General features: G+C 68.5%; 17 protein-coding genes. 9 read left to right on the forward strand and 8 right to left on the reverse strand.

Features of this window, described 5'->3' with window-relative positions:
* The first annotated feature begins 156 nt into the window (after positions 1-156).
* The 3 genes from FMP39_RS08180 to FMP39_RS08190 all read left to right on the forward strand — a co-directional run bounded on the left by FMP39_RS08180 (position 157) and on the right by FMP39_RS08190 (position 2084).
* Positions 157-966 (forward strand): GNAT family N-acetyltransferase, encoded by an 810-nt coding sequence (locus FMP39_RS08180; RefSeq protein WP_141589400.1) that lies wholly within the window; start codon positions 157-159, stop codon positions 964-966.
* Positions 967-1047: 81 nt separating this feature from the next.
* On the forward strand, positions 1048-1731 hold the full coding sequence (locus FMP39_RS08185) for an iron-containing redox enzyme family protein (RefSeq protein WP_141589401.1): 684 nt from the start codon (positions 1048-1050) through the stop codon (positions 1729-1731).
* A 92-nt stretch (positions 1732-1823) separates the two neighbouring features.
* Positions 1824-2084, forward strand: a complete 261-nt coding sequence (locus FMP39_RS08190) for a DUF3892 domain-containing protein (RefSeq protein ID WP_026113945.1) — start codon at positions 1824-1826, stop codon at positions 2082-2084.
* A gap of 9 nt (positions 2085-2093) precedes the next feature.
* On the opposite strand, the gene FMP39_RS08195 is transcribed toward FMP39_RS08190, so the two are convergent.
* Complete coding sequence (locus tag FMP39_RS08195) at positions 2094-3209, reverse strand: LuxR C-terminal-related transcriptional regulator (RefSeq protein ID WP_141589402.1); 1116 nt, start codon at positions 3207-3209, stop codon at positions 2094-2096.
* A 331-nt stretch (positions 3210-3540) separates the two neighbouring features.
* Between FMP39_RS08195 and FMP39_RS08200 the strand changes: the two genes are divergently transcribed.
* Positions 3541-4857, forward strand: a complete 1317-nt coding sequence (locus FMP39_RS08200) for a ferritin-like domain-containing protein (RefSeq protein ID WP_228557791.1) — start codon at positions 3541-3543, stop codon at positions 4855-4857.
* A 189-nt stretch (positions 4858-5046) separates the two neighbouring features.
* Complete coding sequence (locus FMP39_RS08205) at positions 5047-6072, forward strand: pirin family protein (RefSeq protein WP_141589404.1); 1026 nt, start codon at positions 5047-5049, stop codon at positions 6070-6072.
* 149 nt (positions 6073-6221) lie between these two features.
* Here the strand turns inward: FMP39_RS08205 and FMP39_RS08210 are convergent, their stop codons facing one another.
* Positions 6222-7481 carry an MFS transporter gene (locus FMP39_RS08210; protein WP_141589405.1) on the reverse strand — a complete coding sequence of 420 codons (1260 nt, stop codon included), beginning with the start codon at positions 7479-7481 and terminating at the stop codon, positions 6222-6224.
* Positions 7482-7487: 6 nt separating this feature from the next.
* Positions 7488-8036: a TetR/AcrR family transcriptional regulator gene (locus FMP39_RS08215; protein WP_141589406.1), complete on the reverse strand. Its 549-nt coding sequence runs from the start codon at positions 8034-8036 to the stop codon at positions 7488-7490.
* Between the two features lie 292 nt (positions 8037-8328).
* On the opposite strand from FMP39_RS08215, the gene FMP39_RS08220 reads away from it, so the two are divergent.
* The 4 genes from FMP39_RS08220 (at position 8329) to FMP39_RS08235 (ending at position 14969) form a co-directional block, all read left to right on the forward strand.
* Positions 8329-9078, forward strand: coding sequence for a sulfite exporter TauE/SafE family protein (locus FMP39_RS08220; RefSeq protein ID WP_141589407.1), 750 nt, complete (start codon positions 8329-8331; stop codon positions 9076-9078).
* Positions 9079-9204: 126 nt separating this feature from the next.
* The gene (locus tag FMP39_RS08225; RefSeq protein ID WP_228557792.1) at positions 9205-11136 is read left to right on the forward strand and encodes a bifunctional UDP-sugar hydrolase/5'-nucleotidase; all 1932 of its coding nucleotides are present in this window, start codon (positions 9205-9207) and stop codon (positions 11134-11136) included.
* Positions 11137-11428: 292 nt separating this feature from the next.
* Complete coding sequence (locus FMP39_RS08230) at positions 11429-12406, forward strand: NADP-dependent oxidoreductase (RefSeq protein ID WP_194858291.1); 978 nt, start codon at positions 11429-11431, stop codon at positions 12404-12406.
* Positions 12407-12500: 94 nt separating this feature from the next.
* The gene (locus FMP39_RS08235; RefSeq protein WP_141589408.1) at positions 12501-14969 is read left to right on the forward strand and encodes a helicase-related protein; all 2469 of its coding nucleotides are present in this window, start codon (positions 12501-12503) and stop codon (positions 14967-14969) included.
* Between the two features lie 135 nt (positions 14970-15104).
* Here the strand turns inward: FMP39_RS08235 and FMP39_RS08240 are convergent, their stop codons facing one another.
* The 5 genes from FMP39_RS08240 to FMP39_RS08260 form a co-directional block, all read right to left on the reverse strand.
* On the reverse strand, positions 15105-16631 hold the full coding sequence (locus FMP39_RS08240; protein ID WP_228557793.1) for an SMP-30/gluconolactonase/LRE family protein: 1527 nt from the start codon (positions 16629-16631) through the stop codon (positions 15105-15107).
* Positions 16632-17122: 491 nt separating this feature from the next.
* Positions 17123-21178 (reverse strand): DUF3857 domain-containing protein, encoded by a 4056-nt coding sequence (locus FMP39_RS08245; RefSeq protein ID WP_194858292.1) that lies wholly within the window; start codon positions 21176-21178, stop codon positions 17123-17125.
* 155 nt (positions 21179-21333) lie between these two features.
* Entirely contained in the window at positions 21334-22062 is a 729-nt protein-coding gene (locus FMP39_RS08250) for a bifunctional 2-polyprenyl-6-hydroxyphenol methylase/3-demethylubiquinol 3-O-methyltransferase UbiG (protein ID WP_141589411.1), read from the reverse strand.
* A gap of 81 nt (positions 22063-22143) precedes the next feature.
* Positions 22144-24222: a methyl-accepting chemotaxis protein gene (locus FMP39_RS08255; RefSeq protein WP_228557794.1), complete on the reverse strand. Its 2079-nt coding sequence runs from the start codon at positions 24220-24222 to the stop codon at positions 22144-22146.
* Between the two features lie 326 nt (positions 24223-24548).
* Positions 24549-25754 (reverse strand): bifunctional 2-polyprenyl-6-hydroxyphenol methylase/3-demethylubiquinol 3-O-methyltransferase UbiG, encoded by a 1206-nt coding sequence (locus tag FMP39_RS08260; protein ID WP_141589413.1) that lies wholly within the window; start codon positions 25752-25754, stop codon positions 24549-24551.
* Between the last annotated feature and the right edge of the window lie 45 nt (positions 25755-25799).

Consider the following 25799-nt stretch of genomic DNA (forward strand, 5'->3'; position numbering starts at 1 on the left):
GACGGTGTCCTGGAACACGCTCCCCGTCGTACCTCGCGGGCCCTGGATTCGCGGGGAGCAAAAAGAGCAGGGCCCGCGCGCACTCGGGGCTTGGGCGGCGAATGAAAGGGCGAGGACGGCGCGACGCCGGACCCGCTTCGCTTCCCGGAGAAACCCATGACGTCCATGCATTGTCGTGTTGCCACCACCCAGCGCGAGCTCGATGACGCGGTCCGGGTCCGCTGGGCCGTCTTCGGCGGAGAGCTGGGGTTGATGACGGGGTGGATGCCGCCGTCGCGTCGCGAGGTGAGCTGTTTCGACACGCTGGACACCACCGTGCACCTGGTCGTCTATGCGGACGCGGCCCCGGTGGCCACGTTGCGGCTGCTGCTGCCCAACCCGGAGGTGGCGGATGCCATCGGCGGACGGCTGGGGCTGGAGCTGGAGCAGAAGCTGGACCTGTCCGACATGGTCCGCCCGGGCATGGTCGTCGCGGAGACGTCGCGCTTCTGCGTGCTCGACGGCTGGCGCCACTCCGAGGCCGTCACCCGGCTGCACGCGGGCATCTACGAGGAGAGCCGGCGGCGCGGCGTGACGCACTGGATTGCATCCGCGAACCTGGACACGGATTCGCGCGAGGACGCGATGCTGTCCTGTCAGGTGGCCGCCTACCGGGGCTGGATGAGCCAGCGCTGGCGCGTGGACGTGCCGGAGCCGGTGGATGCACCCGCCATCCCCAGCAATCCCTACTACACGCCCATGGAGCGGCTGCGCGCGGAGCAGGGCCTGCTGGACGGCTTGCGCGTGCCGAGGGCGCCCACGCTCTTCGCCCGGAAGATGGGGGCGCGCTTCATCTCCGAGCCTCTCTACGACGCCAGCTTCCGTCGCTTCACCCTGCCGCTTATTGCCGCGCTGGATGAGATTCCCTCCAGCACCCTGGCGCGCTTCAACGCGCTGGCGCAGCACCCCCTTCGCCGCGCCGCCTAGGCCGCTGGCGCTTCTTCCTTCCCTTCACCTTCAACGCGCAGCAGCCGGGGACCGGAAACGGCCCGGAAACAGGAGACGTCCGTGAACACGCAAGTGCAGAACCCGACGCAGGTGGACTGGGTGGCGGTGTTGGCGCAGGAGGCCCGCGGGCTGGTGGCCGCGCTGGACGCGCAGCCCGACGCCCGTCGCCTCTTCGACGGCACCATCGACACCGAGGGCTACATCCACTACCTGATTCAGACCTACCACTATGCGCGCTGGAGCACGCCGATGCTGGCGGAGGCGGGCCACCGGCTCGAGCGCCAGGGCCGGCACCCGCACCTGGCGGAGCTGCTGGTGCAGAAGGCCGGAGAGGAACGCGGCCACGAGAAGTGGCTGCTGTCGGACCTGAAGAACCTGGGGTGCCCGGAGGTGCGTGTGGAGACCGCGGCGCGGACTCCCGCGGTGGACGCCTACACCGGCTGGAACTTCTTCACCTCCCGGTCCGGTGTGCCGACGGCGGTGCTGGGGACCGCGTACGTGCTGGAATACCTGTCCCAGACGCGAGCGACGGGTGTCGTGGAGCGTCTGATTGCGGCCGACATGATTCCGAACATCCGCAAGTCCGTCACCTTCCTGCGCAGCCACGGCGCGCTGGACGGGGACCATGTGGCGGAGATGGAAGCGGTGCTGCGGACGCTGACGGACCCCGAGGACCAGGCTGCGGTGATTTTCTCCGCCCGCGCCACGCGGTGCATCTACCCGGGCATCTTCCGCGAGCGCTGAGGGCCGCATACCTCCCCGGTGGTAGAGACAGTCCCGCGCCTGAAGGCGATCCTCCCCAGCGAATCGTCGTCCGCGAAGTGGGAGGCGTCTTCATGCGCTACATCACCCAGATCCGTCTCGAAGGAGGCGCGCTTCACGAGCACATTGCCCGCCTTCGCTGGAAGGAGGGCAACGAGGTGGGTGAGGGCAGCCGCTTGGAGCTGGTCCAGTGGCTCAAGGCGGGGGGCGATGCCCGGGTACAGACGTGGCCCCGGGACGTGAAGGTCGAGGTCATCGACGCCCGGCCTCCGTACCTGCGCACGAAGGCCAATGGCATCCTCACGGACAACCTGCTGGAGCTGCCGCGCTTCTGAAGCGCCGCCTCAGACGGGCTTGTTGAGGTGCGCCGCCTGGTAGAGGAAGTCCGTCCGGTTATCGACTTGCAGGCGGCGGAAGATGTCGCGCACGTGCGTCTTCACGGTGTCCTCGGAGAGGCCCAGCTCGCTGGCAATCTGCTCGTTGGACCAGTTGTGGAGCATGCCCCGGGCGATGTCGACCTGCCGGGCCGTGAGCTGCATGCGCATGGTTTCGGGGAGCGGAATCGATAAGGGAATCTCGTTCAGAATCAGGGCCCACTGCCGCGGGCCTTCGGTTTCGGGAAGCTCGACGAACCGCACCACGCGGTACGACTCCCCGTGGAGGGAGACCCAGAGATTGTTCTGGAGCTGCGCGTCCGGCGTCATCCGCGTCAGGGCCTCCAGCCGCTCCATGAGGACGAGCGGAATCCCCGAGGAATGAAGGTCCGAGGGCTTGAACCACCGCTCCAGCAGCGTGGCGGCCCGGCGTGAGCGCAGCACCTCGTGGGAGGGCGGCGCCACCACGACGTAGGCGGCGTCCGGCCGGCTGTAGAGCTCCTCCAGGAGCCGGGAGCCCGTCGAGGCCGTCTGCATGTCGCGGCAGTTGCGCACCGCGTTCAGCAGGTGGGGCGTGAGGCTCGTCAGGAAGGCGGCGTCCTTCTCCGAGAAAGCCAGCCGGCGGTCCCGGTAGAGCGTGAAGGCTCCCAGGAGTTGAGGATAGACGGGCAGGAGCACTGCCATGACGTGCTCCAGGCTCAAGTCCAGCTCCTTGCTGCGCTGGTAGAGCGCGCTGCGCTCCAATTCCTTGCGGGTAATCATCTCCGAGTCCCGGAGGACCACATTGGGCTGGGCGAAGATGGGGGCCCGCACGAAGTCGGAATCGACCCACTTGGAATACTCATCCAGGAGGGCCAGCCGGTAGCCGGGGACCAGCCATTGGAACTCGACGATGGGGCCCAGGTTGATGAGGCACAGGCCCACGTAGTCGGCGGGTGTCAGCTCCAGCAGGGGCTCCCGGGCGGATTCGAGCGCTTTGGGGAGGGACAAGGTGCTGTTGAGTGCCGCGATGACTTTGTCCCGGAGCAAGAATTCATGGGAGGAGAGATTCATCGACGCGAGCTTCCTTCCTGCCTGGTCAGGCAACCCTGCGGGTCCGTTTCTGTGTCAGGCCATTCAATAGGCTCCGACTGAAAGGCTGTCCCTCACCCCCCAGTGGTAGGCCCCGAGCTTGACAGGAGGCTCCCTCGTCTGTCGGTTGCCATGCAAGGGGCTGTCGATGGCTTGACAAGACGCGGCCTGCCCGGGCCGAAATGACAGGCAGGGCGTCAGATGAGGAACCACCCCTCAGGTTTCTGAGCAGGGCAGGTAGGAAACGTCGGCATTTCGCGACACCTGTCAGGCGCTCCCTGGTGTGCAGACGTTGGCATCTTCATTGCTGAAGTGCGGGCTCCCAACCGCAGGAGGTCTTGCACCCATGGATTCGAATCGCTTGCGTCTGCTCTTCTCCCGGGCCCTTCGCGCCTCGCTTCTGTCGCCCCTGACGCTGGCGGGATGTGATGGTGAGGTGGACCTGACGGGTTATTCGCCACCGGCTTGCGACAATGGGGAGCTGGCCATGACAGGCTTGTCTCCTGCGGCCGCGCCGGACTTCGTGCAACTGCGGAGCTTCCATGCGGCGGGCGAGCCCGCGGCAACGAGCCCTGCCTCCTCCGCGGGAACACCTTGCGCGACGGCGACCCAGCCCCAGACATGCCTGTCAGAGCTCGAGGCGTTGGCGCCTGCCCGTGGGTTCCGCGACGCCTGCGGCTTCATCTGCACCGACTATTTCCTCGCGACGACCCGGGGCGACGTGGTGTCTGCCATCGCCTCGCTGGAGGCCCTGAAGTCGTTCCTGGGGCCGATTGATACGACGCAGGAAGCCGCGCTGACTGCCTTTGCCGCGGGTTACTCAGTGCGCTGTGGCGGGCTCAAGTATGGGGCGGTGAAGGAGTTGGGCGACGGTGCGTTCGGCGTCGTCGGCACCAAGGGCATGGCGTGTGGCAAGGGGACGGAGTTGACGCAGTATGCCCTGCGAGTGTCGTCAACGGGCGAGGTGGTGGAGGAGGAGCGCAAGGTGTTGGCGCGGGGCACGGACAACTGTGCCGTGGGGCGCAGGCCCGAAGGACTGCGCTCAGAAGGCGCGGTGGCGTGTGACGATGTGCTGGGACAGCACTTCGCCGCCATTGCCCACCTGGAGGCCGCGTCCATCCAGGCCTTCCTGCTGCTGCGGGAGGAGCTGGCCGCACATGGCGCGGACCTCGCGCTGCAGGACGCGGCGCTGATGAGTGCCTTGGAGGAGGTCATGCACACGGAGGTCAGCGCCCGCCTGGCGGGGCGGCACGGCGTGACGCCCCAGGCGCCCCGGGTGGACGCGGCGGCGCCCCGCTCCCTGTTCGCGGTGGCGCTGGACAACGCGGTGGAGGGCTGTGTGCGGGAGACGTTCGGCGCGCTGGTGGCACGGCACCAGTCGCTCCATGCCCAGGACGCCGAGGTGCGCACCTCCATGGCCCGCATCGCGGAGGACGAGACGCGGCACGCGGAGCTCTCGTGGAAGATTGACGCCTGGGCGCAGGCGCGGCTGTCGGAGGAGGAGCGCGAGGTGCTCCGGCTGGCGAAGCAGCGGGCCGCGGCGGCCCTGCGCGAGGAGGCCTGCGTGCCGGTGAATCCCGTGCTCGTGTCCGAGGCCGGGCTGCCCCCTCCCGAGGTCGCCGTGGCGATGGTGGACACGCTCGCTCGGGAGCTGTGGGCCTGAGGTTCGTGGGACGGTGGGGCAGGTGATGTGCCCCACTCGCCGCGCCCACTGAGCACCCAGCGGGCGGCCCGGCATCTGGGCGGAGGCCCTACGGGGCAAGCGGCGCGGAGGGCTCGTTGTTACGCTCACCGGAGAGTGCCCCGGCTCAGGGAGTTTTCCTGGGGCTCTGGAAGGGATGAGGCGTAGGAGATGAGTCAGCAGCCAGAAGCCGTTCTTCGTGTGGAGCCGCTCGGGATGCCGTGGCGGACCCCGGATCCGTTTCTTTTTTGCGTCCACCACGACGACAAGTACCCCATGGGGAACGAGCGCCTCGGGCCGTCCGCCTCGCTGGCGGGCCGCAACCTGGGCCAGGACTTCGATGGGCGGGACGGCTGGAACATGTATCACGGCACCGTGGTGCCCGGTTTTCCCCAGCACCCGCACCGGGGATTCGAGACCGTCACGGTGGTGCGTCGCGGGCTGCTCGACCACGCGGACTCCCTGGGGGCTGCGGCGCGCTTCGGCGGTGGGGATGTGCAGTGGCTCACCGCGGGCGCGGGCATCAATCATTCGGAGATGTTCCCGCTGCTCCAGCGCGACCAACCCAACCCGGTGGAGCTGTTTCAAATCTGGCTCAACCTGCCGCGGGCGAACAAGCTCGTGGAGCCGCACTTCTCCATGATGTGGAACCACGTCATCCCGCGGCACGTCGCCCGGGACGCGGAAGGGCGCGCCACGGAAGTCACGGTGGTGGCCGGGAGCCTGGGAGACGTGAAGGCGCCACCGCCGCCGCCCAAGTCGTGGGCCGCGCAGGCAGCGTCGGACGTGGCCATCTGGACGCTCAAGCTGGCCCCGGGCGCGCGGTGGACGCTGCCGGCGGCGGCCCGTGGCAGCAACCGGATGCTCTACTTCTTCCTCGGCTCCAGCCTGCGCGTGGCGGGGCGTGCCATTCCGCCGTCACACAGCATCGAGCTGCGGGCGGACGTCGCGGTGGAGCTGGAGAACGGCGCGGACGAGGCGGAGTTGTTGATGTTGCAGGGCCGTCCGATTGGAGAGCCCGTCGTGCAGTACGGCCCGTTCGTGATGAACTCGCGGCAGGAGATTCAGGAGGCCTTCGCGGACTACCAGCGCACGGGCTTCGGGGGCTGGCCCTGGCCGGCAAATGGCCCGGTCCATCCGCCAGAGGAAGGGCGCTTCGCCCGGCACGGGGATGGACGCATCGAACGTCCGGCCTGAGCGGGAGCACCGTCAGCGGGAGTGCCGCTGCAGGGGCGCTGAGGCTTCCCATACTGGATGCGGCCGTGAAGCGGGGCGGAGCCATCCGCCGCCCTCGACGAGACGGCACCCCTGGAAGACGGACCAGGATGTGAGGCTGGCCTGTCGCATCAATGGGGCTGCGGGAGGGAGGGGCCTTGGCCACCCGGCGCGGTGGCAGTGGCGCGGACGGTGGCCAGGACTCCCGAGAGCAGCACGACGAGGGTTCCCGCGAGCGGCACCACGAGCAGCCCCACTCGCAAGCCCACGGCGTCGGCGACGAGCCCGACGAGCGGGGGCGACGCGAGGAACCCCAGCCGCATCAGCCAGCTGACGACGGTGAGTCCCGTTCCCGGTCTCAGGCCGGGAAGCTCATCGGCGCCGTGCATGGCGGCGGGGACCAGCGTGGCGACGCCGAAGCCCGCGAGCGCGAAGCCCGCGATGGTGCCCGGCATCGAGGGAAACAGGAGCGCCGCGCTCATGCCCAGCGCCGTGGTGGCCCCTCCGGCCCGAGCGACGGCGCGCTGACCGAACCGGTCCACCAGCCCATCGCCCAGCATCCGGCCCATGAACTGCGCGCCCACGAGGGCGACGAACCCGAATGAAGCGACGGCGGCCGTGGCGCCGAGTGTTCCGGAGAGGTAGACGGCTGCCCACGTCATGCCCGCGTCCTCGACGAGCGTGCCGCCGACGGCAATCAAGACCAGCGCGGCAATCACCAGCCAGATGCGCCCCGTTGGCTGGCGCCGTGCGGGAACGCTGTCCAGGTGCGCCGCCGCGGGCTCGGGCTCGACGGTGACGATGGGCTCGGGGCCGGGGAGCGTGTAGCGCAGCGCCATCAAGGACACCCCGGCGAAGAGCAGGGCGGAGAATCCCAGATGCAGGCCCCGGTGAAGGTTCAGTCCCGCGGCGAGTCCGCCCATGAGTCCGCCGACCACCGCGCCGATGCTCCAGACCGCGTGGAAGGAGTTGAGGATGGACCGGCCATGGAGCCGCTGCACCCGCAGCCCGTGGGAGTTCTGCGCCACGTCGGTGATGGCGTCCATGCCACCCGCGAAGAAGAGCGAAACGGCGAGCACCCACCATGACGATGCGAGGCCCGCGACGAGCACGCCCAGGCTCGTCAGCAGGGTGCCGGCGACGGCGACCCGTGAGGAGCGGAAGCGGCGGATGAGCGCTCCAGCGGCGAGCCCCGCCACCATCGCGCCACTGGGGAACGCGGCGACCGCCAGCCCGTAATGAGCGTTGCTGAGGCCCAGGTCGGCTTTGATCTGCGGATAGCGCGGCAGGAGGTTGGCGAAGATGGCGCCGTTGGTGAGGAACAGCACCGCGACGGCCGCGCGGGCCGCCCGGTACTCGCGGGGGACCCGTTGAGGGGAGGTGGAGGGCATGGCAGGTCAGGGGGAGCGCGAAAGAAGGCGGCGCACGGCGTCCCGGGTCAGGTCGCGGCTGCGGGGGGCGGGGTCGAGGCTGACGTGGATGAACAGTCCCTCAATCAAGGCGTCGAGCTCATGCGCCATCCTGGCGTCGACGAACCGCTCCAGCGCGGCGCGGCTGCGGCGCATCCAGTCGTGGGTGATTTGCCGGAAGGCGCGTTGGCGCGCCGCGAGCGTGTAGAGCTCGAGCGTGAGCACGAGCTCGTCCTGCCCCGCCGCGAGGTCGTCGTGCACGATGTGGACGATGGCGGAGACCAACGCGTCAAGGTCGGTGGCCGCGGCGATGCGCTCGGCGAACCGCTCGCTGATGCGCTGGGCGAAGCGGCTGAACGCCTCGTGCAGCAGTTCGTCCATGTTCGTGAAGTGGTAGGTCATCGAGCCCAGGGGCACGCCCGCGCGCTCGGCGACCCGGCGGTGCGACGTGCCGGCCACGCCCCCTTCGGCGATGACCGCCAGCGCGGCATCGATGATGCGATCCCTTCGCTCGGGGTCATGTCTCCGTGTGGCCACGTGGGTCTCCGGGGATGCGGCAGGAGGCATGAGGCCGCGAGGTGTCGCTGGCGATATGTACGAACGTACATATCCCGTTATTCCGCCGGGCCGTGGCGCTTCCCTGGTGGGTCGCCGCGCGAGCGCTTCGAGGGCCGCGGCGCGGTCTTCCCTCGGGGTGCCTTGGGCGGCAGGTCACACGCTGCCTCAGGGTGGGCCTGAGGCAGCAGCGGGCAGTTCCGAATTCTCAGGCCGGAGGGCGACACCCAGAATCAATGCGTCGCGTGTCCCTCACCCGCCCGGATCTCCCCTCATGCCATCGTCCGACAGCCTTCTGGTGACTGTTGCCGTCTTCGTGCTCGCGGGCCTGGTCAAGGGCATGGTGGGGCTGGGCCTGCCCACCATCGCCATGGCGCTGCTGGCGCTGGTGATGCCTCCCGCCCGAGCGGCGGTCCTGCTCATCGTGCCCTCCCTGGTCACCAATGTCTGGCAACTCCGACCCTGGTCGACCTTGGGGCCTTTGCTGCGGCGACTGGCGCGGATGCAGGTGGGCGTCTGCGTCGGCACGCTCGTCGGAGCGTGGGTGCTGGGCGCGCCCGTGGGCGCGTGGGCCACGGTGTCCCTGGGCGTGGCGTTGGTGGCCTATGCGGCCTGGGGACTCAGTGGGGCCCGACTCCCGGTGGGACCGGTGGCGGAGGCGCGCCTGGGGCCCTGGGTGGGCGCGCTCACCGGCTTCGTGACGGCGGCGACGGGCGTCTTCGTCATCCCCGCGGTGCCGTATCTGCAAGCGTTGGGCTTCGAGCGAGAGGAGCTGATTCAGGCCATGGGTATCTCGTTCACGGTATCCACGCTGGCCCTGGCGGCGGGGCTCTACGTCAACGCCGCCGGCGCGGGGACGCAGCTGGGCCAGTCCCTCCTGATGTTGCTTCCGGCGCTCGTCGGGATGCAGGTAGGGCAGTGGCTGCGCCAGAAGCTCTCACCCGTGCTGTTCCGGGCGTGTTTCCTGGTCAGCTTGCTGCTCCTCGGGATGCACATGGTTGCCCGCGAAATGCGGGTGGGGTGAAGGTGCTGGGTCCTGGGCCGCGGACAATCGCCATGAAAGTGTCACCGGCCGGGTAGGAAGGCGTAACCGGGCTGTCATTCGCGCCCGACACCATGCTGCCTTCCGAAAGGCACCTGGGAGCGGTTCATGCGATTGAAGACGGAGCTGGAAGTGCGCAGGGGGGCGCGTTCGTCGAGCCGGACGCGTTGGTTGACGGTGACGTGGATGGCGGCCAGCGTGCTGTCCGCGTGTGGTGATGACGATGCCATCGACCCTGGCGAGCAGCCCGCGCCGCTGGACCTGACCATCCTCCACATCAACGACCATCACTCGCACCTGGCGGGTTCCAGCCTGGAGCTGAACGTGACGAACGCCGCGGGTGACACCGTGGCCGCGGAGGTTGAATCCTCGGGTTTCGCGCGCGTCACGTCCGCGATGAAGGAGCTGGCGGCCGGAAAGGAGAACGTGCTCAAGCTCCACGCGGGTGACGCCCTCACCGGCACGCTGTACTTCAACCGCGCGGGCCAGATTGGCGAGGCCGACGCCGCGATGATGAACACGGTGTGCTTCGACGCCTTCACCCTGGGCAACCACGAGTTCGACAAGGGCGACACCGAGCTGAAGAACTTCATCGACCATCTGCATGCCGGCCAGTGCCAGACGCCCGTCATCAGCGCCAACGTCCAGTTCGGTGCGGGCTCCGCCCTGCACACCTCCAGGGCTGCCGGCTACGTGGAGCCCTTCACCGTCGTCGAACGGGGTGGCCAGAAGATTGGCCTCGTCGGCCTGACGATTGCGGGCAAGACGAAGGAGTCCTCCAGCCCGGACGCGGACACCACGTTCGAGGCCGAGGTGCCCGCCGCCCAGCGCGCCATCGATGCGCTGCGCGCCCAGGGCATCAACAAAATCATCGTGATGAGCCACATCGGGTACCAGCTCGACCGGACCATCATCCCGCAGTTGAGTGGTGTGGACGCGGTCATCGGAGGTGACTCCCACACACTGCTGGGGCCTGCCGCCATGGAGACCTTCAACGTCGGAACGCCCGCGGGGCCCTACGCGGAGTCGCTGCGCAACCGCGACGGCGAAACCGTGTGCCTGGGGCAGGCCTGGCAGTACTCGCAGGTCGTCGGAGAGATGACCCTCCGCTTCGACGCCGAGGGCGTGGTCACCTCATGTGGCGGCACGCCCCACGTCCTCATCGGCAATCAGTTCTCCGTTGACGGGACGCCCGTCTCCGAATCCGACAACGCCGCGATGCTGGCCAGCGTGGCCGCCAGCGGCTTCCTGCGGGTGACGCAGCCGGATGCCGCCGCCGCGCAGGTGCTGGCACCGTTCCAGGGTCGGATCGACGAGTACAGCCGGACGGTGGTGGCCACGGCGGACGACGAGCTTTGCAATCGTCGCGTGCCGGGAAACACGGAGCCGGGCCGCTCCAGCGTGAGCTGCAACGCCCTGGGCGAGGTCCACACTCGGGGTGGCGACATCCAGCAGCTGGTGGCCCAGGCCTACCTGGAGGTGGCGAACGCGGATTACGGCGGCGCGGACATCACGTTGCAGAGCGCGGGCGGCGTGCGCCGACCGCTGCAGGGACCGGTGACGGCGGCGGACGTCATCGAGGTGCTGCCCTTCGGCAACATGCTGTTCCGGCTGGACGTCACTGGCACCGAGGTGAAGTCGATGATTGAGGACGGGCTGCACGCCACGTTCCGGGAGGGCGGCACCACGGGGCCCTATCCGTACACCGGCGGTCTGCGTTTCGACGTCAACGCCGCCCAGGCTCGCGGCCAGCGCGCCAGCAACCTGGAGGTGCTGGACCAGACGACGGGCCAGTGGAACGAGCTCCAGCCGACCGCCACCTATCGCCTGTTCGTGCTGAGCTTCAATGCCACGGGGGGTGATGGCTACGTGACGCTGGCCAACGTGCCGGCCGAGCGCCGCTCCGACATCGGCGTGCTCGATGCCGACGTCCTCCAGACGTACATCGACCGTCAGGCCGAGCGCGAGCCCGGCACGAACCTGCCCGTCCTGCGCAAGGTGGATGCTTCGCTCTACAGCACGAAGTCGTTCGTCGAGTAGCGCGTCGAAGGAGCGCCGTCCCGCCCACCGTCCGCTGCTCGGCGGTCCCTTCAAGCAGGCACCCACCGATGAACGGTGACGAAAGGTGTTCTGGCCGTGCCTTTCGTGCTCGCCCGGTTTCTTGCTGGCCTGCGACGTGGCCTTGCGAAGTGGAAGGGCCGCCACGGTGGCGGGCATGCAGGCGGCCCTTGGCTCGCGGCGCCGTGGGTGTCCCCTGCATTCCGAGGGAGGCGTGCCCACGCTCCGGAAGAACCCTGTCGGGGCGTGAGCTCCCCGCCCACGAGGACTCTCCATGAAGACATCCATTCCGTCGCAGATGAAGGCCGCCGCCATCGACCGCTTCGGTGGGCCGGAGGTGCTTGGCGTGAAGACGGTGGCCGTTCCGGCCGTGGGCGCGGGAGAGGTGCTCATCCAGGTGGAGACCGCGGGCGTCGGCAGCTGGGACGCGGCGGAGCGCGAGGGGGAAATGGAGCTGCTCAAGCCTGGAAAGTCATCCTTCCCCTATGTGCTGGGAACGGATGGGGCCGGCACCATCGTGGCGGTGGGCGAGGGCGTCACGTCCCGCAAGGTGGGCGACCGGGTGTACGGCTCCGGCTTCCTCAATGACAAGGGCGGGTTCTTCGCCGAGTACGCGGTGGTGAAGGCCGAGGACACGGCGCTCGTGCCGAAGGGCTTGAGCGCGGAACAGGCGGGCGTCCTGGGCGCGGATGGAATCACGGCGCTCCAAGGCGTGCAGGACGCGCTGAATGTTCGTCAGGGCATGACGCTGCTGGTGTACGGCGCGAGCGGCGGTGTGGGCCATCTGGCGGTGCAACTCGCCAGGCGACTGGGAGCGCGGGTCCTGGCGGTGGCTTCGGGCTCGGACGGCGTGGAGTTGGTGAAGCGCCTGGGGGCGGAGAAGGCGGTGGACGGGCGGGGTGGTGATGACGTGGCGAAGGCGATTCGTGACTTCGCGCCGGACGGGCTCGACGCGGCGCTGGTGCTCGCGGGCGGCGAGGGCAGGGCCTCGGCCCTACAGGCCGTGAAGAAGGGAGGCCACATCGCCTACCCGAATGGCGTCGAGCCGGAACCACGGGCCCCCGAGGGCGTGAAGCTCACCGCGTACAATGGCGAGTCGAATGCTGACGTCCTCGCGCGCCTCAACCGGCTCATTGAAGCAGGGCCCTTCCATGTCGAAGTTTTCCAGGTGTACCGGCTAGACGACGCGGGCCGCGCGCTCGAAGCCGCGAGCAAGCACCATCTGGGCAAGCTGGCCCTGCGCATCCACTGAGCCGCCGCGCGCCGCGCCAGGACGCTGGCGTGGGCTTCGCGGCCGCCGCTGCTGGAGCCGGGCGGAGGGGCCCGTCCGAGGTTAGAATCCGCGGATGAACTCCAGCCCATCCAGCCGGTCGTCCGTCGTCGTGGCGGAGCTGGGGCCCACGAACACAGGGAAGACCCACCGGGCCATCGAGCGCATGCTCGAGCACGGATCGGGCATCATGGGGTTGCCGCTCCGCCTGCTCGCCCGCGAAGTCTATGACCGGGTGACCGCTCGGGTGGGTGAGGGTCGCGTGGCGCTGATGACGGGGGAGGAGAAGCGCGTGCCCCCGCGCCCCGACTACTGGATTTGCACCGTCGAGGCGATGCCGACCGACAAGTCCGTCGACTTCCTCGCGGTGGATGAAATCCAGCTCGCTGCTCACCGTGAACGCGGGCACGTCTTCACGGATCGACTGCTCCATGCGCGGGGACGCAAGGAGACCTGGTTCCTGGGCGCGGACACGATGCGTCCCATGGTCCAGACGCTCATCCCCCATGCCTCGGTGAAGCGCGCCACGCGTCTGTCACAGCTTCGTTATGCCGGGCATCGCTCCCTGAAGAGTCTCCCGCCGCGGTCGGCGGTGGTCGCGTTCTCCGCGGACCGCGTCTACGAGTTGGCCGAGTCGCTGCGGCGCCTCCGGGGCGGCGTGGCCGTGGTGCTGGGCGCGCTGTCTCCCCGGACGCGAAACGCCCAGGTGGCGATGTACCAATCCGGAGAGGTGCAGTACCTGGTGGCCACGGATGCCATTGGTATGGGGCTGAACCTGGACCTCAACCACGTGGCCTTCGCCGCGCTGTCCAAGTTCGACGGCGCCGACCAGCGCGAGCTCTACCCGGACGAGCTGGCGCAGATCGCGGGCCGCGCCGGCCGCCACTTGAACGACGGGAGCTTCGGCACGCTGAACACGTTGCCGGAGCTGCCGCCGCGGGTGGTCTCCGCCATCGAGACGCACCGCTTCCCGGCGGTCCGGAGCCTCATCTGGCGCAATGCCGCGCTCGACTTCTCGAGCCCAGAGGCCCTGCTGGATTCACTGGCGCGCGCGCCGGGCCACAGTGCCTTCATCCGGGTGGAGCGCGCGGATGACTTCGATGCGCTCAAGGACCTCTCGCGTCTTCCCATCATCCAGGACCTGGCCACCGGGCCGGCCATGGTGGAGCTGCTGTGGCAGGTCTGCCAGATACCCGACTTCCGCAAGGGGCTCTTTGGCCAGCATGTGGCGTTGCTGCGTGAGACGTTCCTGCAACTCACCGCGGGGGACGGGAAGCTGGACGCTGGCTGGCTGAACAAGCAGGTGGCTCCGCTCGACGACGTGTCCGGAGACATCCACACGCTGATGGACCGGCTGGCGGCCATCCGCATCTGGACGTACATCAGTCATCGGCCGGGGTGGCTGCACGAGGCGGAACACTGGCAGGAGCGGACGCGCGGCATCGAGGATGCGTTGGGGGACGCGCTTCATGAACGGCTCGTCGAGCGCTTCGTGCAGCGCGCCGCGAGGCGCAGCACGCGCCGCTTTGTGAAGGCCACCGCGCGCCCTCCGTCCGGTTCGGCCAGTCCCTTCGCCAAGCTGGGGCAGATGCTGGAGGAGTTGCCCGGCGCCGAGGGCTTCGCGATGACGGAGGAGCAGTTCGTCCAGCGGGTGGTGGACGCGAGCCATGATTCCTTCCAGGTGGATGCGACTGGCGCCATCTCCTTCGAAGGTGAGCCCCTGGCACGCCTCGTTCGCGGGACGGACCGTCGCTCTCCCTTGCTGGCACTGGCGGAGCCGGAGGTCTGGACGGGCGGCGCGCGGCAGCGGCTGGAGCGGCGTCTGCTCGCGCTGGCGCGGGACCTCGTCACCGAGGCCATGGGCGGCTTTCCCGCCGAGTCCTTCTCCGGAGCGGGGCGCAACGCGGCGGCGCGTGGGCTCGCGTATCGCCTGTCCGAAGGACTGGGCGTGATTACGCAGGGCGAGGCGCATGAGCAGTGGCGGCTGTTGGATGAGGAGGCTCGCGCGCGCTTGATGGAGCAAGGCGTCTGCCAGGGACACCGCTTCGTCTACGTCGCCGAGGCCCTCAGCCCGCATGCGCTGGAGCGGCGCTGCATGCTGACGTCGCTGTTCCTCCAGCGGACATGTCCCACCGGAGTGCCACGAGAACCCGTGCTTCAGCTCTCCGAGTTGGACCGCCGGGACGCACGTGCCTATGGGTACGAGGTGCTCGGGAGCGTGGTTCTGCGCATCGACATCGTCGAGCGGCTGTGCGAGGCCCTGCGCCACCCGCACGGGGGCCGGCAGGTGCAGGCGCTCATGCAGGAACTCCGCTTGGAGGGAGCGCTCCGGGCCCGGGTGCTTCGCGAGCTGGGAGGCGCCACGGGAAACCCTCCGCCGCGGCGGCGCCGTCGCCGACGTGGCGGCGTCGCGCAAGTGTCCGGCGCGAGCAGCGCTCACCCAGGTTCGCCTCGGAGCGGGGCCTCGGAGCGGGAGGGACGTCGGCCCCGGGAGGGGGCGGTCCGGAATGCCACGGCGTTTCGAGACGGACCCTCGGAATCATGAGGCGCTGGTGCCCCCGTCGGCGTCGGAGCTCCTCGTCTGAAGGGGCGGCTCGCCTCCGCCAGCCTTCGAGCGCTGGTGGCGCTCATCCGGGAGCGGAGGCGAGGCCCTGCTTGGGGCTTCAGGGGACAGCGGCGCTCAGTTCGCGTCGTGCCCGTGCGGCTTGTGTCGCTTCGAGGGCATGAACGTCAGGGTGGCCGCATTGGCGCCGCCGCCACTCCCCGCCGGCACGAAGACGTCAATGAAGTCCCCCGTCTTCCCGCTGAAGCGCAACACCGTGGCCGGGAGGAAGTCCGGGATGTACAGGTTGCCGTCGGGACCGAACTCCATGTCCACGAAGTCAGTCAGGCCACCGCTCCCCGACTCGACGAAGACGTCGATGAAGGCGCCTGTCTTGGCGTTGAAGCGCAGGACGTCATCTCCAGCCGTGGTGCCAACGTAGAGCTTGTGGTCCTTGCGAATGGCAATCGTCACCGCGTCGATGTCCGGGATGAAGATGGCACCGGGCTGTCCGGCCGCGGGGAAGGGCGCGCCATTCTCGTCGTAGCGCACCACGTTGTTGCCGATGATGCTGACGACGAACAGGTTCCCCTTCTTGTCGAACGCCATCTTCTGGGGAACGAGCAGTCCGCCGCCCGAAGCGAACACGTCGATGAAGGCGCCTGTCGTCCCGTCGTAGCGCAGCACGCTGTTGGTGCCGCCAAAGCTGTCGGCGACATACAGGTTGCCATCAGGACCGAAGATGAGGCCGCCGGGGAAGCCCAGCCCGCCACTGCCCACGGGCACGAAGATGTCGATGAAGGCGCCCGTCTTCCCGTTGAAGCGCAGCACCTCCCTGCTGGCGAAGCTGGCGATGTAGAGATTGCCGTCAGGGCCGTAGACGAGCTCCTGCGGGTTGTTGAGCCCGCCGGCGCCAGGCGGGATGAAGACGCCCACGAAGTCGCCCGTCTTCCCGTCGTAGCGCAGCACGCTGCTGTTCACGTTGTTGCTGACCAGCAGGTCGCCTCCCTTCTTCTTCCGGACCTTCACCTTCACTGAATCCAGGCCCCACTGTTCGTTGGCCTCGCCTCGAGGCGGGTCCGCGAAGCGGAGTGTCAGCCGGTCTCCGGTGTGCCGGAAGGTGAAGGACAGGGGGTAGATGGCGTCCCCCTTGCTGCCATAGCCGGACTCGTCCTGGTACCCGAGCTTGCCCTTCATCGATGCGCCGGTGAGGCCCGGGTGGCTGCCTTGGAGATAGGGCTTCGGGTACGACTGCTCGTAGCGTGCGTCGAACGGCGCGTCGTCATTGGAGAAGGTGGCGTCCAGCAGGACGGGACCATCGTCCACGCTCGCGACCCAGCGGTCTGGCCCCTTCGTCGTGTCGTTACCGTCCCACGACTTGAGGACGAACAGCTCCAACTGGACCTCGACCTCGTCATGGTCCGGCAGGCCGGCCAGGTTGAGCGTGACTTCCTGTTCGCTGAAGGGCCCCAGGAACTTTCGTTCTCCCTTCGGCGTCCGGGACACGGTGCGGTGGCTCCACTCGGGGCCCGCGCCTTTCCCGAAGTTCTCTGAATAGACTTTCTTCTCCGCGTTCTTCCACTGTGCTTCGACGCTTTCCTGTTCGACAGACTCCGACGCCGCCTGCTCCGCGAAGCTGTCTGCCTGCTCGTCGGGTCCTCCCATGCATCCAACCAACCACCACGCCGCGAGTGCTGCACAACCCAGCCGCCAACCCTTCATGAGCTGCCTCCCCTTTGACGCGAGGCCCAGGGTGCGGACACGACGGGAGGGCTGCCATTGACTGGGAGGGTTCCACGCGTCCGGGCACAGGACGCTTCAATGCCCGGCAATCCGGAGCCGGAGCTCCGGGATGCGCCGCTTCATGCGCGGGGAGGGCCAGGCAGGGGCTCGGGCGCCGGGCCTACCCGCTGTGCCCGCTGCACGCGACAACGGCTTGCCGCCGGGGCCAATGGGGCAAGGCCCGCCGACGCAGTCCTCGAAGAGGCAGAGGACGCCCGAGGAGGGACAGGGTTTTTCTCCACGCCTGCGGCTGCGGCGGGCGTCCGCAGCGCCGCGACCGAGCACCCCAGTGGCATGGCGGTGCTCAGGCCAAGGATGGCGGAACGCTCGTTGCCGCTATTCTGCTGTCGGTGCGCTGGTATGGATGCCAATGCTCAGTCTCTCGCCGTGGCGGTCTTGGTGCTCCGGCCCCGGTTCATGCGGCTCTTGGCGAGCTTCTGGAAGGAGCGGGCATCGGAGTCGTTGGGGCCGGGCATGGCGCGATAGAGGGCTTGCGCCGCATCGGGCAGGCCGAACGCTTCCGCCAGACGTGCGCGGGCATAGAGCATGCCTGGAGTCAGTTCTGCGGGGGTGTGCTGGGCGAGTGCGCTGTCCATCAGCTTGCGCGCCTCTTCCAACTTCCCAGTCTCTACGAGGAGCGTGGCCAGAAGCGACAGGGTTTCGAGGTCGTCCACCCGGCTCATGCGAACGGCTCGCTGCGCCCACTGGACGTCGTCCGCTGTGACGCGCCCACGCAGGAGCGCCGCCCAGGCCAGCGTCCGGTATGCCTCCGCACCGGCGGCTCCCTGGTCCACGAGCTGCTTTCCCGTCCGGCCCACATCGTCCCAGTGTTGTTCGTTCACCGCCGCCACCAGCAGCGTTTCCATTCCGAGCGGGTCGGTGTGCAGCAGCCCGAGTCGGCGGTCGGCTGCGTCGCGGAGCGACCGCCAGCGGCCTCGCTCCACCAAGAACTCTCGCTTCATGTTGAAGGCGTCCTCGGACGCGGGGACGTCCTCACGCACTTCATCCAGCAATGCCTCTGCGTCCGGGCCTTTTCCGGCTGCCTTCAAGGCCACGGCCAGGGCCATCATCAGCCGGTGACGCTCGACTCCCGATGCGAAGGAGGCTTGGGAGCGCAGCGTCTTCAGCACGCGTGCATCACCCGTGTTCGCGCCCAGATAGGCGGACGCGGCACGCAGGTGGGTGACGCCCTCCATCCCAGAGAAGCCCTTGAGGGTACTCACGAAGGAGGCGAGCGGAGAGAGTCCTTCGGGAGGAATGTCGCGGGTGTCCGCCACCGCCCAGCGAATCCACTGGATGGCTTCCTTCAGATGGCCCGCGTCCAGCCACCTCAAGGCTTCCGCGCCAAGCGGGCGCGGGTCGCTCGCGGAGGCCAGCAGCTTGTACTCCTTGTTCTCGCGCACCACGTACCAGGCGTCCTCGAACGTCTGGTCGCCCAGCAGCAGGTTCAGGCGGACGCGATACCCGACCTTCTCTTGCCCGTCGGGCTTCAGGTCGAGCGCGGACACCGCGAGCTCCGCCCGGAACTTCGCATCCGTCACGTTCCAGAAGGACTTCGCATGCCGCGATGCATAGGCATGCAGGGCCCGCAGCTTGCGACGAAACTCGCTGTCGCTCCGGTCCCTGGATGAGAGATGCGGACGAATGGCCTCTTCGAACGCGCGCTCGTCATGGGCCGTCCATGCGGCCAAGACCACACTGCGCACCAGCGCGATGGCGCCTGCGTCTTTCGCCTTTTCCGGCCCGCGGCGAGACTTCCGGGCGAGCTCTAGACGGAACTGGAGGTCGGGGTCGTAGGTGTCCTTCAGCGCGGCTTCGAAGAGGCGCGCCGCGGCATCGGCGTGGCCCTTCGTGAGCAGATGGTCTCCCGCGAGCGTCAGGGCCTCGCGCCGCGAATCCAGCCCCTCGAACTCGCGCTCCGCCAACGCCAGTGCGTCGGCCGCACCCTTCAGTTCGGCGGTCGTCATGACCATCACCCGGCCCCTGAGCTCGGACGGCGCGGCGACGCGCGCGGCCTCCAGGGCCTCTGTCGACGCCCCTGCTCGGAACAGGGCCGTCATCAATCGGTCATCCACGTTGCGAGCACGGAGCGTGTCGCGCAGATGGCGCCACGTGGTGATGGCTTCGGTGAGGCGCGCGCCCTGCCCGAATCGCTCCCCGTGCGCGTTGTGCTCCAGCATGTCGGCCAGCAGGATGTTGGCGGCGACGTTCTCCGGTTCCAGGCTGATGGCCTTGCGGCAGGCCGCCACTGCGCCCTCGAAGTCGGCGCCGGGGTGGCGCAGCCGTCCGTGGAGGTCATGTTGAAGCACCCACGCCAGGACGTGGTGGGCCAGAGGGGAGTCCGGACGCTGCGTCACCGCGCGGCGGGCCTCCTCCCGCGCCTGTCCGCCGAAACCGAGCCGTAGCAGGGTGCCCGCGTACCGGGCTCGCACCAGCGCGGAGTCCGGGCGAGCGGTCAGCCATCTCTCATACACGGCGAGCCCGTCCCGGACGCGGGCGCCCTCGACGAGCCGCGAGCCACGGTCCTCGAACTCCACTGCCTGGGCTTCCCGTCGGACCAGGTCCGCGAGCGCGGTTCGGAACGCGTTGACCTCATCAGGGGTGTAGCGACGCTTGCCCGAGTCGAACACGTAGGTGGCGGACAGTCCGCCATCCTGCTCACGCATGTATCGAAGAGAGAGTGAGGCGGGCCCCAACGCCAGCGTTTCGTCCCGGGGAACGGCGTTCACGGCGAACCCGCGGGGCGGCTTCAGGCGGTAGCGTGCCTCGGCGCGGTAGGCCACGGGCAGCACCAGGTCGGCCTGTCGCCGGGCGGGAGGTGGCCGGACGCGGCCGAGTTCATCCGGCAACAGGTCGCGGACGTCATCCAGCGTGTCGGGAAGCCAGGCGAGGGGGGACTCGATGCGCAGTGGCACCTGGACGCTGCGCCAACTCGTCGCGGCGAAGCGAGCGGAGGCGATGTCCAGCTCCATGCGGAAGGGGCCGGAGACCTCATCCAGCGGCGAGTGCTTCATCCCCTCCAGCGTGCCCTGATACTGCGCGGTGGCCACGGCCTCCATGTTCCGGCGGAAGTCCATGGGCCGCAGCTCTTTCAGCAGGCGTCGGTATTGGACCGCCAGTGCCCCAGTGAACTCCCGGAGTTCATGCACGCGCGCGGGCCCTTCCTCGGACAGCGTCACGGTCCGCGTGAAGATGGCGGTGTTCCGTTCCGGAAGCGTCTCGTCGATGCGCACGAGCCCCTGGGTGTCCGGGGTGGCCACGAGCGCGTGGCGCCCTTGCAGCTCGGGAGCGACCACGCCGGCTTCCGCACCCGGGTCGGTGGGGTCCATCCACAAATCGGGCGACCCGGGCACGTAGACGATGGCGTGATTGAAGAACCCCATGCCCGGCAACTGGGGCACGTCCTCACGGCCGACACGCACGAGCGCTACATGGGCGGGAATCCCCGCTCCGCGGAGCAGCCCGACGAGGAGGGTGGACATCTCCTTGCAGTCGCCATACTGCCGCGTGAGCACTTCCTGAGGCCGGGCGGGAACGATGGCCGCCGCGCCGAATTCCAGGCCCGTGTAGCGCACCGATTGACGCACGTGCTCCAGCATGCGCTGTGCGATGACGCGCCGGTCTTTCGTGCCCTTGCTCAGCTCACGCGCGCGGGGCTGGAGCGAAGCACCCTCCAGCCGGCCTTCGACAATCCGGTGGTAGCTGGCAGCCACGTCGTTCCAGGAGCGCCCGGTGGAGAAGGCGACATGCGGGTAGAAGGCCTGCGCCGGCGGCATGTCCGCTTCGAGCGGAGCCACGGGGGCGTAGGGACCCCCTTCGAATGACAGGCGTTTCCGGTCGGACTGGTGTTGTGGCAACGGATCCAGGGGGAGGCCCTGGACACGCAGTGTGAGTTGCGTTGTCAGCGCCACGTCCAGGTCCAGGCGCACCTTGCGGACGGGGACGGGACTGGCGAAGTAGAAGTGGGTGACGACGCCAGCTTCGAAGAATGACTGGGTGTCCTCCACGATGGACTCCACCTCGACCAGGCTGCCGGGGCGCAGGGCTGGGAGTGGCGCACGCAGCGCGCGGGTGTCCGTGTAGATGTCCGGGCCAGGATCCTCCACGGGCGCATCGTGCAGCGTCTGTTCGTCGAGCGGGTGCACCTTGCCGTCAGGGGAGATGACGCGTGCTCGCAGCAGCGGCCGTTGCTGGCGCCAGGGGGACCATTCAACGCGGGCTTCGGACCATGCGCGCACGCCCGCTCGCGTGATGATGCGGAAGACGGTGCGAGACGATGCTCGCCATTGGTGAGGCGCAAGTTCCGTGTAGCGGCCCTCCTTCAGGAGAACCTCCACATCGGTGCCTTCCGCTGGAGCCGGTAGCTTCGCGGCGGCCTGAGCCATCGTGGGCCCCGTCGCTTCGAACGCCGCGCCCTCCCAGGGAGCCATGCGCCCACTGGCAAGAGAAGGAATGCTAAATAGGAAAACGAGACAAAACAGCACAGGCTGCTTCAAGCCTACCCCCATCATATCCGTGGCGGTCACATAACACTCCGCCAGGGCAGGGAGCTACTGGGGGGCTGGGTGGCCGCCGCCGCGTTTGTCTAACGCCGCGCGGACACGAGCAACATCATGGGGCGCTCCCGCTCCTCGGCCAGTTCTGGCTGGGCGGAGAGCTGCGCCTCGGTCGGACCCCATTCGTTGACTTGGCGCAGACTGAAACCGGTGTGAATCAGGGCGTTCAACAAGGTGCCCAGCGTGCGGTGGTACTTGATGACGCCCTTGGCGAGCCAGTCCGTGGTGCGGGGCCCCTCGGCCTGGTAGCCATTGAGGGGCCATGTCTTCTGGCCTTGTTCATCCACCCGCCAGCCCGGGTGGGTGGGAGCCATGTAGATGGGATGCTCGGTGGAGAAGACCAGCGCGCCGCCCGGAACCAGGGTGGCATGCACCTTCGCGAGCAGGCGCGGCAGGTCTTCGATGTAGTGAAAGGCCAGGGAGCTGTAGACGAGGTCGAAGCTGGCTCGAGGAAGTTCCACCGTCTCCAGGTCTGCCTGGGTGTAGACGATGTCGTGGGTGGGCGTCAGCTGCCGGGCCCGTTCCAGCATTCGCGCCGAGACGTCGAGCCCGTGAACCTGCAGTGCCCCTTGTTCCCGGGCCCACCGGCAGAACCAGCCATAGCCGCAGCCGAGGTCCATCACCCGGAGGCCCCGCAGCTCGGGCAGCATCGCCCGCAGCGCGGGCCATTCCGGTGCACCCGCGAGCCCCTCCATCGAGCGCCGCAGCTGGCTGTAGCCTTCGAAGAAGCCTGGGTCGTCGTAGATGTTCTGCGCCATGCTGGCTTCTGAGCACCCTTTGCGCGGGCCTGCAACCGAGGCGCTCCCATCCGTCACTGCGCGGACGTCACGGGACGAGGCTCAGTCATCGAGCGTTCCCGCCTGGAGCGCGATGCGGGCCGTGCCCGCCATGTTCTCCGCCAGCGCTTGCACCGAACCCGACACCTTCTGCGTCTCCTCGACGGTGCGCAGCGTATGCCGCATCTGGGCGGACAGGTCTTGAATGGCCTGGGCAATCTGGGAGGTGCCCGCGTCCTGCTGCGCCACCGCCGCGGAAATCTGCCGCACACTGGTGCCAGTGTCGTCGATGATGCCCGTGAGCCGCTGGAGCTGGGTGCCGGAGACGCGCACCGCGTCCAGGCTCGCCTTCACGCGTTGCTCTCCCTGTTCACTCATCTTCGCGGCCTCACGCATGCTCAGACTCACACCGTCGAGCACCTCGCGGATGCGATGGGTCGCCAGGATGGACTGGTCGGCGAGGCTGCGGACCTCTCGCGACACGACGCCAAAGCCCCGGCCGTGCTCCCCGCTGCGCGCGGCCTCGATGGCGGCGTTGATGGCCAGCATGTTGGACTGGTCCGCCAGCCCCTTCACGGTGTCCACGATGCTGGAGATTTCGCGGGTGCGTGCGTCCAGCGCGAGGATGCGGCTCGACATCTCGGAGACCTCCTGGCGGATGGCCTCCAGGTTGGTCAGCGTGCGGGTGATGGCCGCGCCGCCATCGCGCCCCGCCTCCTCGGCGGTTTCGATGGAGCCCGCGAGCCGCCGCGCCTTGTCCGCCGTCACCAGGGAGCCCTGCCGGATTTCCTGGACCGTCTGCTCCGCCTCGCGGAGCGCCGCGGCCTGCCGGCTGACACCCGCCGTCTGCACCTCACTGGACGTGCGCAGTTGTTGCGCCACCGCGGCCAGCTCGCCAGCACCGCTCCCCATGTCCTGGGCGAGCCGCTTCACTTCATGACGACGCTCCTCGAGCTGATGCGTGTGCGACGCGAGCGCGCGCACCACCAGCACCGAGCGGCGCACGACGATGCCCACCAATGAGAGCGCGAGCGCCAGGAAGCCCCAGTGCATGAGCGAGTCCGTGGCCTCCGCCAGCCCGAACACCGGCAGCGTGGTGTGGATGACGACACCGAAGAACACGCCCAGGCCCATGGAGAAGATTCGCGCGTCGGGGTTGCCCCGCCACGCCGAGATACCGGCGACGATGACGCACCCGAGGAGGCAAGGCACCGAGTAGAGGACGAAGAGGCCAAGGTTCCGCTGCGCCATGCCCAGGTCGACCATCACGATGATGACCTGAAGGGAGGCCGGCACGCACGCGCCCCAGGCACTCCACCGGAACCAGCGCATCCGGTTCTCCAGGATGCTGTCGGAGATGAACCAGGCGAGCGCGGGCAGGATGCAGTGCGAGCCCACCAGCGTGAGCTGGCTCCCCAGCAGATAGCCGCCCCAGAGCGCGGGAATCAGGCCGCTCATGCCGAGAAGCAGGGCCGCCGAGCCGCTCGTGAAGATGATGAGCGGCAGGAGCATCTGCGTCTGACGCCGTACCAGGGCACCCAGGGCGGCGGCACAGGCGATGGTGAGTAGCAGGATGCCCATGACGAAGGGCGCCAGCCCCGTGCGCGTTACCGTCGCGAGCAGTTGATGGTGTGCCCCCACCCGAGCCGCTCCTCCCACGCCGATGATTGGACCGCTGCTCTGGATTCGCAGCAGCAGGCGCGTGTCTTCCACCGTGGGTGGCAGGGGGATGAGCCGCCATGCGAGGTTGTCCGTCTCCTCCTTGCCCGAGGGATTCAGCCGCCCGCTTGCATGGATGCGGTGGCCGTTGGCGTAGACCTCGAAGGCGTTGGCCACCGTGCCCAGGTAGAGCGCAGGCTCCAGCCACTGCCCCTGGGGGACGGGGATGCTCAGCCAGAGGAAGGTGTGCGCTCCCCGGCCCGGCGGCTCGCGGAGGGCCGCCACGGGCTGCCACGCCTGCTCATTCCCTGACTCCAGTGCCCAGGCGGGTACATCGGCGGGGCCCGGCGGTGAGTCTCCCCAGCGGTATCTCCAGCCCTGATTCAAGTCGATGCTGGGCTGTCCTGTGTCCGCCCACGCGGAGGTGGAAAGCATCAGGAGGAACGGCAGCACCCAGCACCACGACATGTGTCGTGAAGACATGCATGCGCCGGCAGGTGAGACAGGTGAAACACCGGGGACTGCGTGAGTCGCCGGCGCGTGAGTCGGAATGCGGATGTGACGCATGGATGCGTCCATCCTCGGGTGCGGGAGACGCCCCTGTAAAATGGGTCTGCTTCACCCCGCCCGGCCGCTCGGCCTCTGCCCGTATGTGTTTCATCGACAGGCGGTGAGACTTGGGTTCGGAATTGCTCGGTTTTTGTGTTTCACGGGCTTCGTCAGCAGGACAATGCTCTGGTGGTGATACCGGACGGCGCGGTGCGTGTATCACTGCGCCACCCGGCTGGGAGTCCTGGGGCGGCGAAGACTCAGCGCGAACCGCGCTTGACGCGGCCCACCGACCATTCGACGAGCTTCCGGGCCTGACGGTGAAGGGCCGTCTGTTTGAGGGCGCCGTTGAGCTGATCCGCGAGCTGGTGTCGCAGGGGCGGGGTGGCGATATGCTCTTCCAGCTCCCGGATGCGCTGGGCCTGCTCCAGGAGGCGCTGTTCCAGTTCGTGGAGGCGTTGCGCCTGGACCGGGTTCGACGTCTCGTTGACGAGGTGTCGCACCGGAGGCGGCGAAGGCCGGCGGGCGATGAGGTCGGCGTTGTCACCCTTGCGAAGAACGAAGTTCAGCGTGTTCCGGGTGAGGGCCTTGGGGACGCGAGCGCCGCTCTTCTCCACGTAGAGACGCAGCACCTCTTCGTCGAGTGTGACAGGGAACATCTCCAGCACTTCTGGCTCGAAGCCCGTCCCCACCAACAAGGGGTCGATGTCGCCCAGCGCCAGCTCGAGCTCATGGTGGCTGACGCCGATGCCCCATCGGGTCAGCAGCATGGGGGCGTCTTCAGCGGACGCCTGGGCCATCGAATCTCGGAAGTTCTCGCGGGGGGAACGTGAGGCATACGGCCACCCGAGTTCAGGCGGCAGGAAGTGGAAGAACGGCATCAGGGACGTGTGCGCGTCGAAGTACACGAGCCGGTTGGGCGTATCCACGACGACGAGCAGTCCACCGGGACGCAGCAGGTCCCAGCCGGTGCGGAGCGTCTCCAGTCGCTCGGCGGGCGTCTGGTGTTCGAGCACCGCGTACAGCACGAAGATGTCGGCGCCCTCGGGGTTCTCCTGCCTCAGCTGTTCCAGCAACTTCGCGGGCTCCACGACGCGCGTGTCGACGTTGCGCAATCCCAGGGCCTTCATGCGGCTTTGGGCCGCGCGCACGGAGGGCGCGTGGATGTCGTATCCCGTGACGTGGCTGACAACCTGGGCAAAGGCCGCCGTGCTGGAGCCCGTGCCACAGCCCAGCTCGACGACGTTCGCCTTGCTCAGCTTCGTGTATCGCGCGAGCCAGGGCAGTACGTGGTCGACGCACCGGTTGTAGCGGCCATCCACATGGTCCGCGATGTCCGACTGGCCGGCCGGCGTCTTCAGGAAGCCCGCATCGAAGTCCGCGAAGTAGGATTGCAGCAGGGCCTCGCGCACATTCGCCAGGAGCGTGGGGTCCTCCATCCTGTAAGCCTCGAAGCCCGTCGCCATGCTTCTGTCTCCTCGCCGTTGGTGGTGGAGCGAACTGCGGGCACG

Origin of the sequence: Myxococcus sp. AB056, assembly GCF_006547365.1 — a bacterium.
Taxonomy (GTDB): domain Bacteria; phylum Myxococcota; class Myxococcia; order Myxococcales; family Myxococcaceae; genus Myxococcus; species Myxococcus virescens.

Excerpts from the sequence above, each read along its gene's own strand:
- FMP39_RS08190 (WP_026113945.1), top strand. The coding sequence starts at position 1,824 with ATGCGCTACATCACCCAGATCCGTCTCGAAGGAGGCGCGCTTCACGAG.
- FMP39_RS08205 (WP_141589404.1), top strand. The coding sequence starts at position 5,047 with ATGAGTCAGCAGCCAGAAGCCGTTCTTCGTGTGGAGCCGCTCGGGATG.
- FMP39_RS08245 (WP_194858292.1), bottom strand. The coding sequence starts at position 21,178 with ATGGCTCCCTGGGAGGGCGCGGCGTTCGAAGCGACGGGGCCCACGATG.
- FMP39_RS08180 (WP_141589400.1), top strand. The coding sequence starts at position 157 with ATGACGTCCATGCATTGTCGTGTTGCCACCACCCAGCGCGAGCTCGAT.
- FMP39_RS08210 (WP_141589405.1), bottom strand. The coding sequence starts at position 7,481 with ATGCCCTCCACCTCCCCTCAACGGGTCCCCCGCGAGTACCGGGCGGCC.
- FMP39_RS08225 (WP_228557792.1), top strand. The coding sequence starts at position 9,205 with ATGCGATTGAAGACGGAGCTGGAAGTGCGCAGGGGGGCGCGTTCGTCG.
- FMP39_RS08250 (WP_141589411.1), bottom strand. The coding sequence starts at position 22,062 with ATGGCGCAGAACATCTACGACGACCCAGGCTTCTTCGAAGGCTACAGC.
- FMP39_RS08220 (WP_141589407.1), top strand. The coding sequence starts at position 8,329 with ATGCCATCGTCCGACAGCCTTCTGGTGACTGTTGCCGTCTTCGTGCTC.
- FMP39_RS08200 (WP_228557791.1), top strand. The coding sequence starts at position 3,541 with ATGGATTCGAATCGCTTGCGTCTGCTCTTCTCCCGGGCCCTTCGCGCC.
- FMP39_RS08260 (WP_141589413.1), bottom strand. The coding sequence starts at position 25,754 with ATGGCGACGGGCTTCGAGGCTTACAGGATGGAGGACCCCACGCTCCTG.
- FMP39_RS08235 (WP_141589408.1), top strand. The coding sequence starts at position 12,501 with ATGAACTCCAGCCCATCCAGCCGGTCGTCCGTCGTCGTGGCGGAGCTG.
- FMP39_RS08230 (WP_194858291.1), top strand. The coding sequence starts at position 11,429 with ATGAAGACATCCATTCCGTCGCAGATGAAGGCCGCCGCCATCGACCGC.
- FMP39_RS08240 (WP_228557793.1), bottom strand. The coding sequence starts at position 16,631 with ATGGGAGGACCCGACGAGCAGGCAGACAGCTTCGCGGAGCAGGCGGCG.
- FMP39_RS08255 (WP_228557794.1), bottom strand. The coding sequence starts at position 24,222 with ATGTCTTCACGACACATGTCGTGGTGCTGGGTGCTGCCGTTCCTCCTG.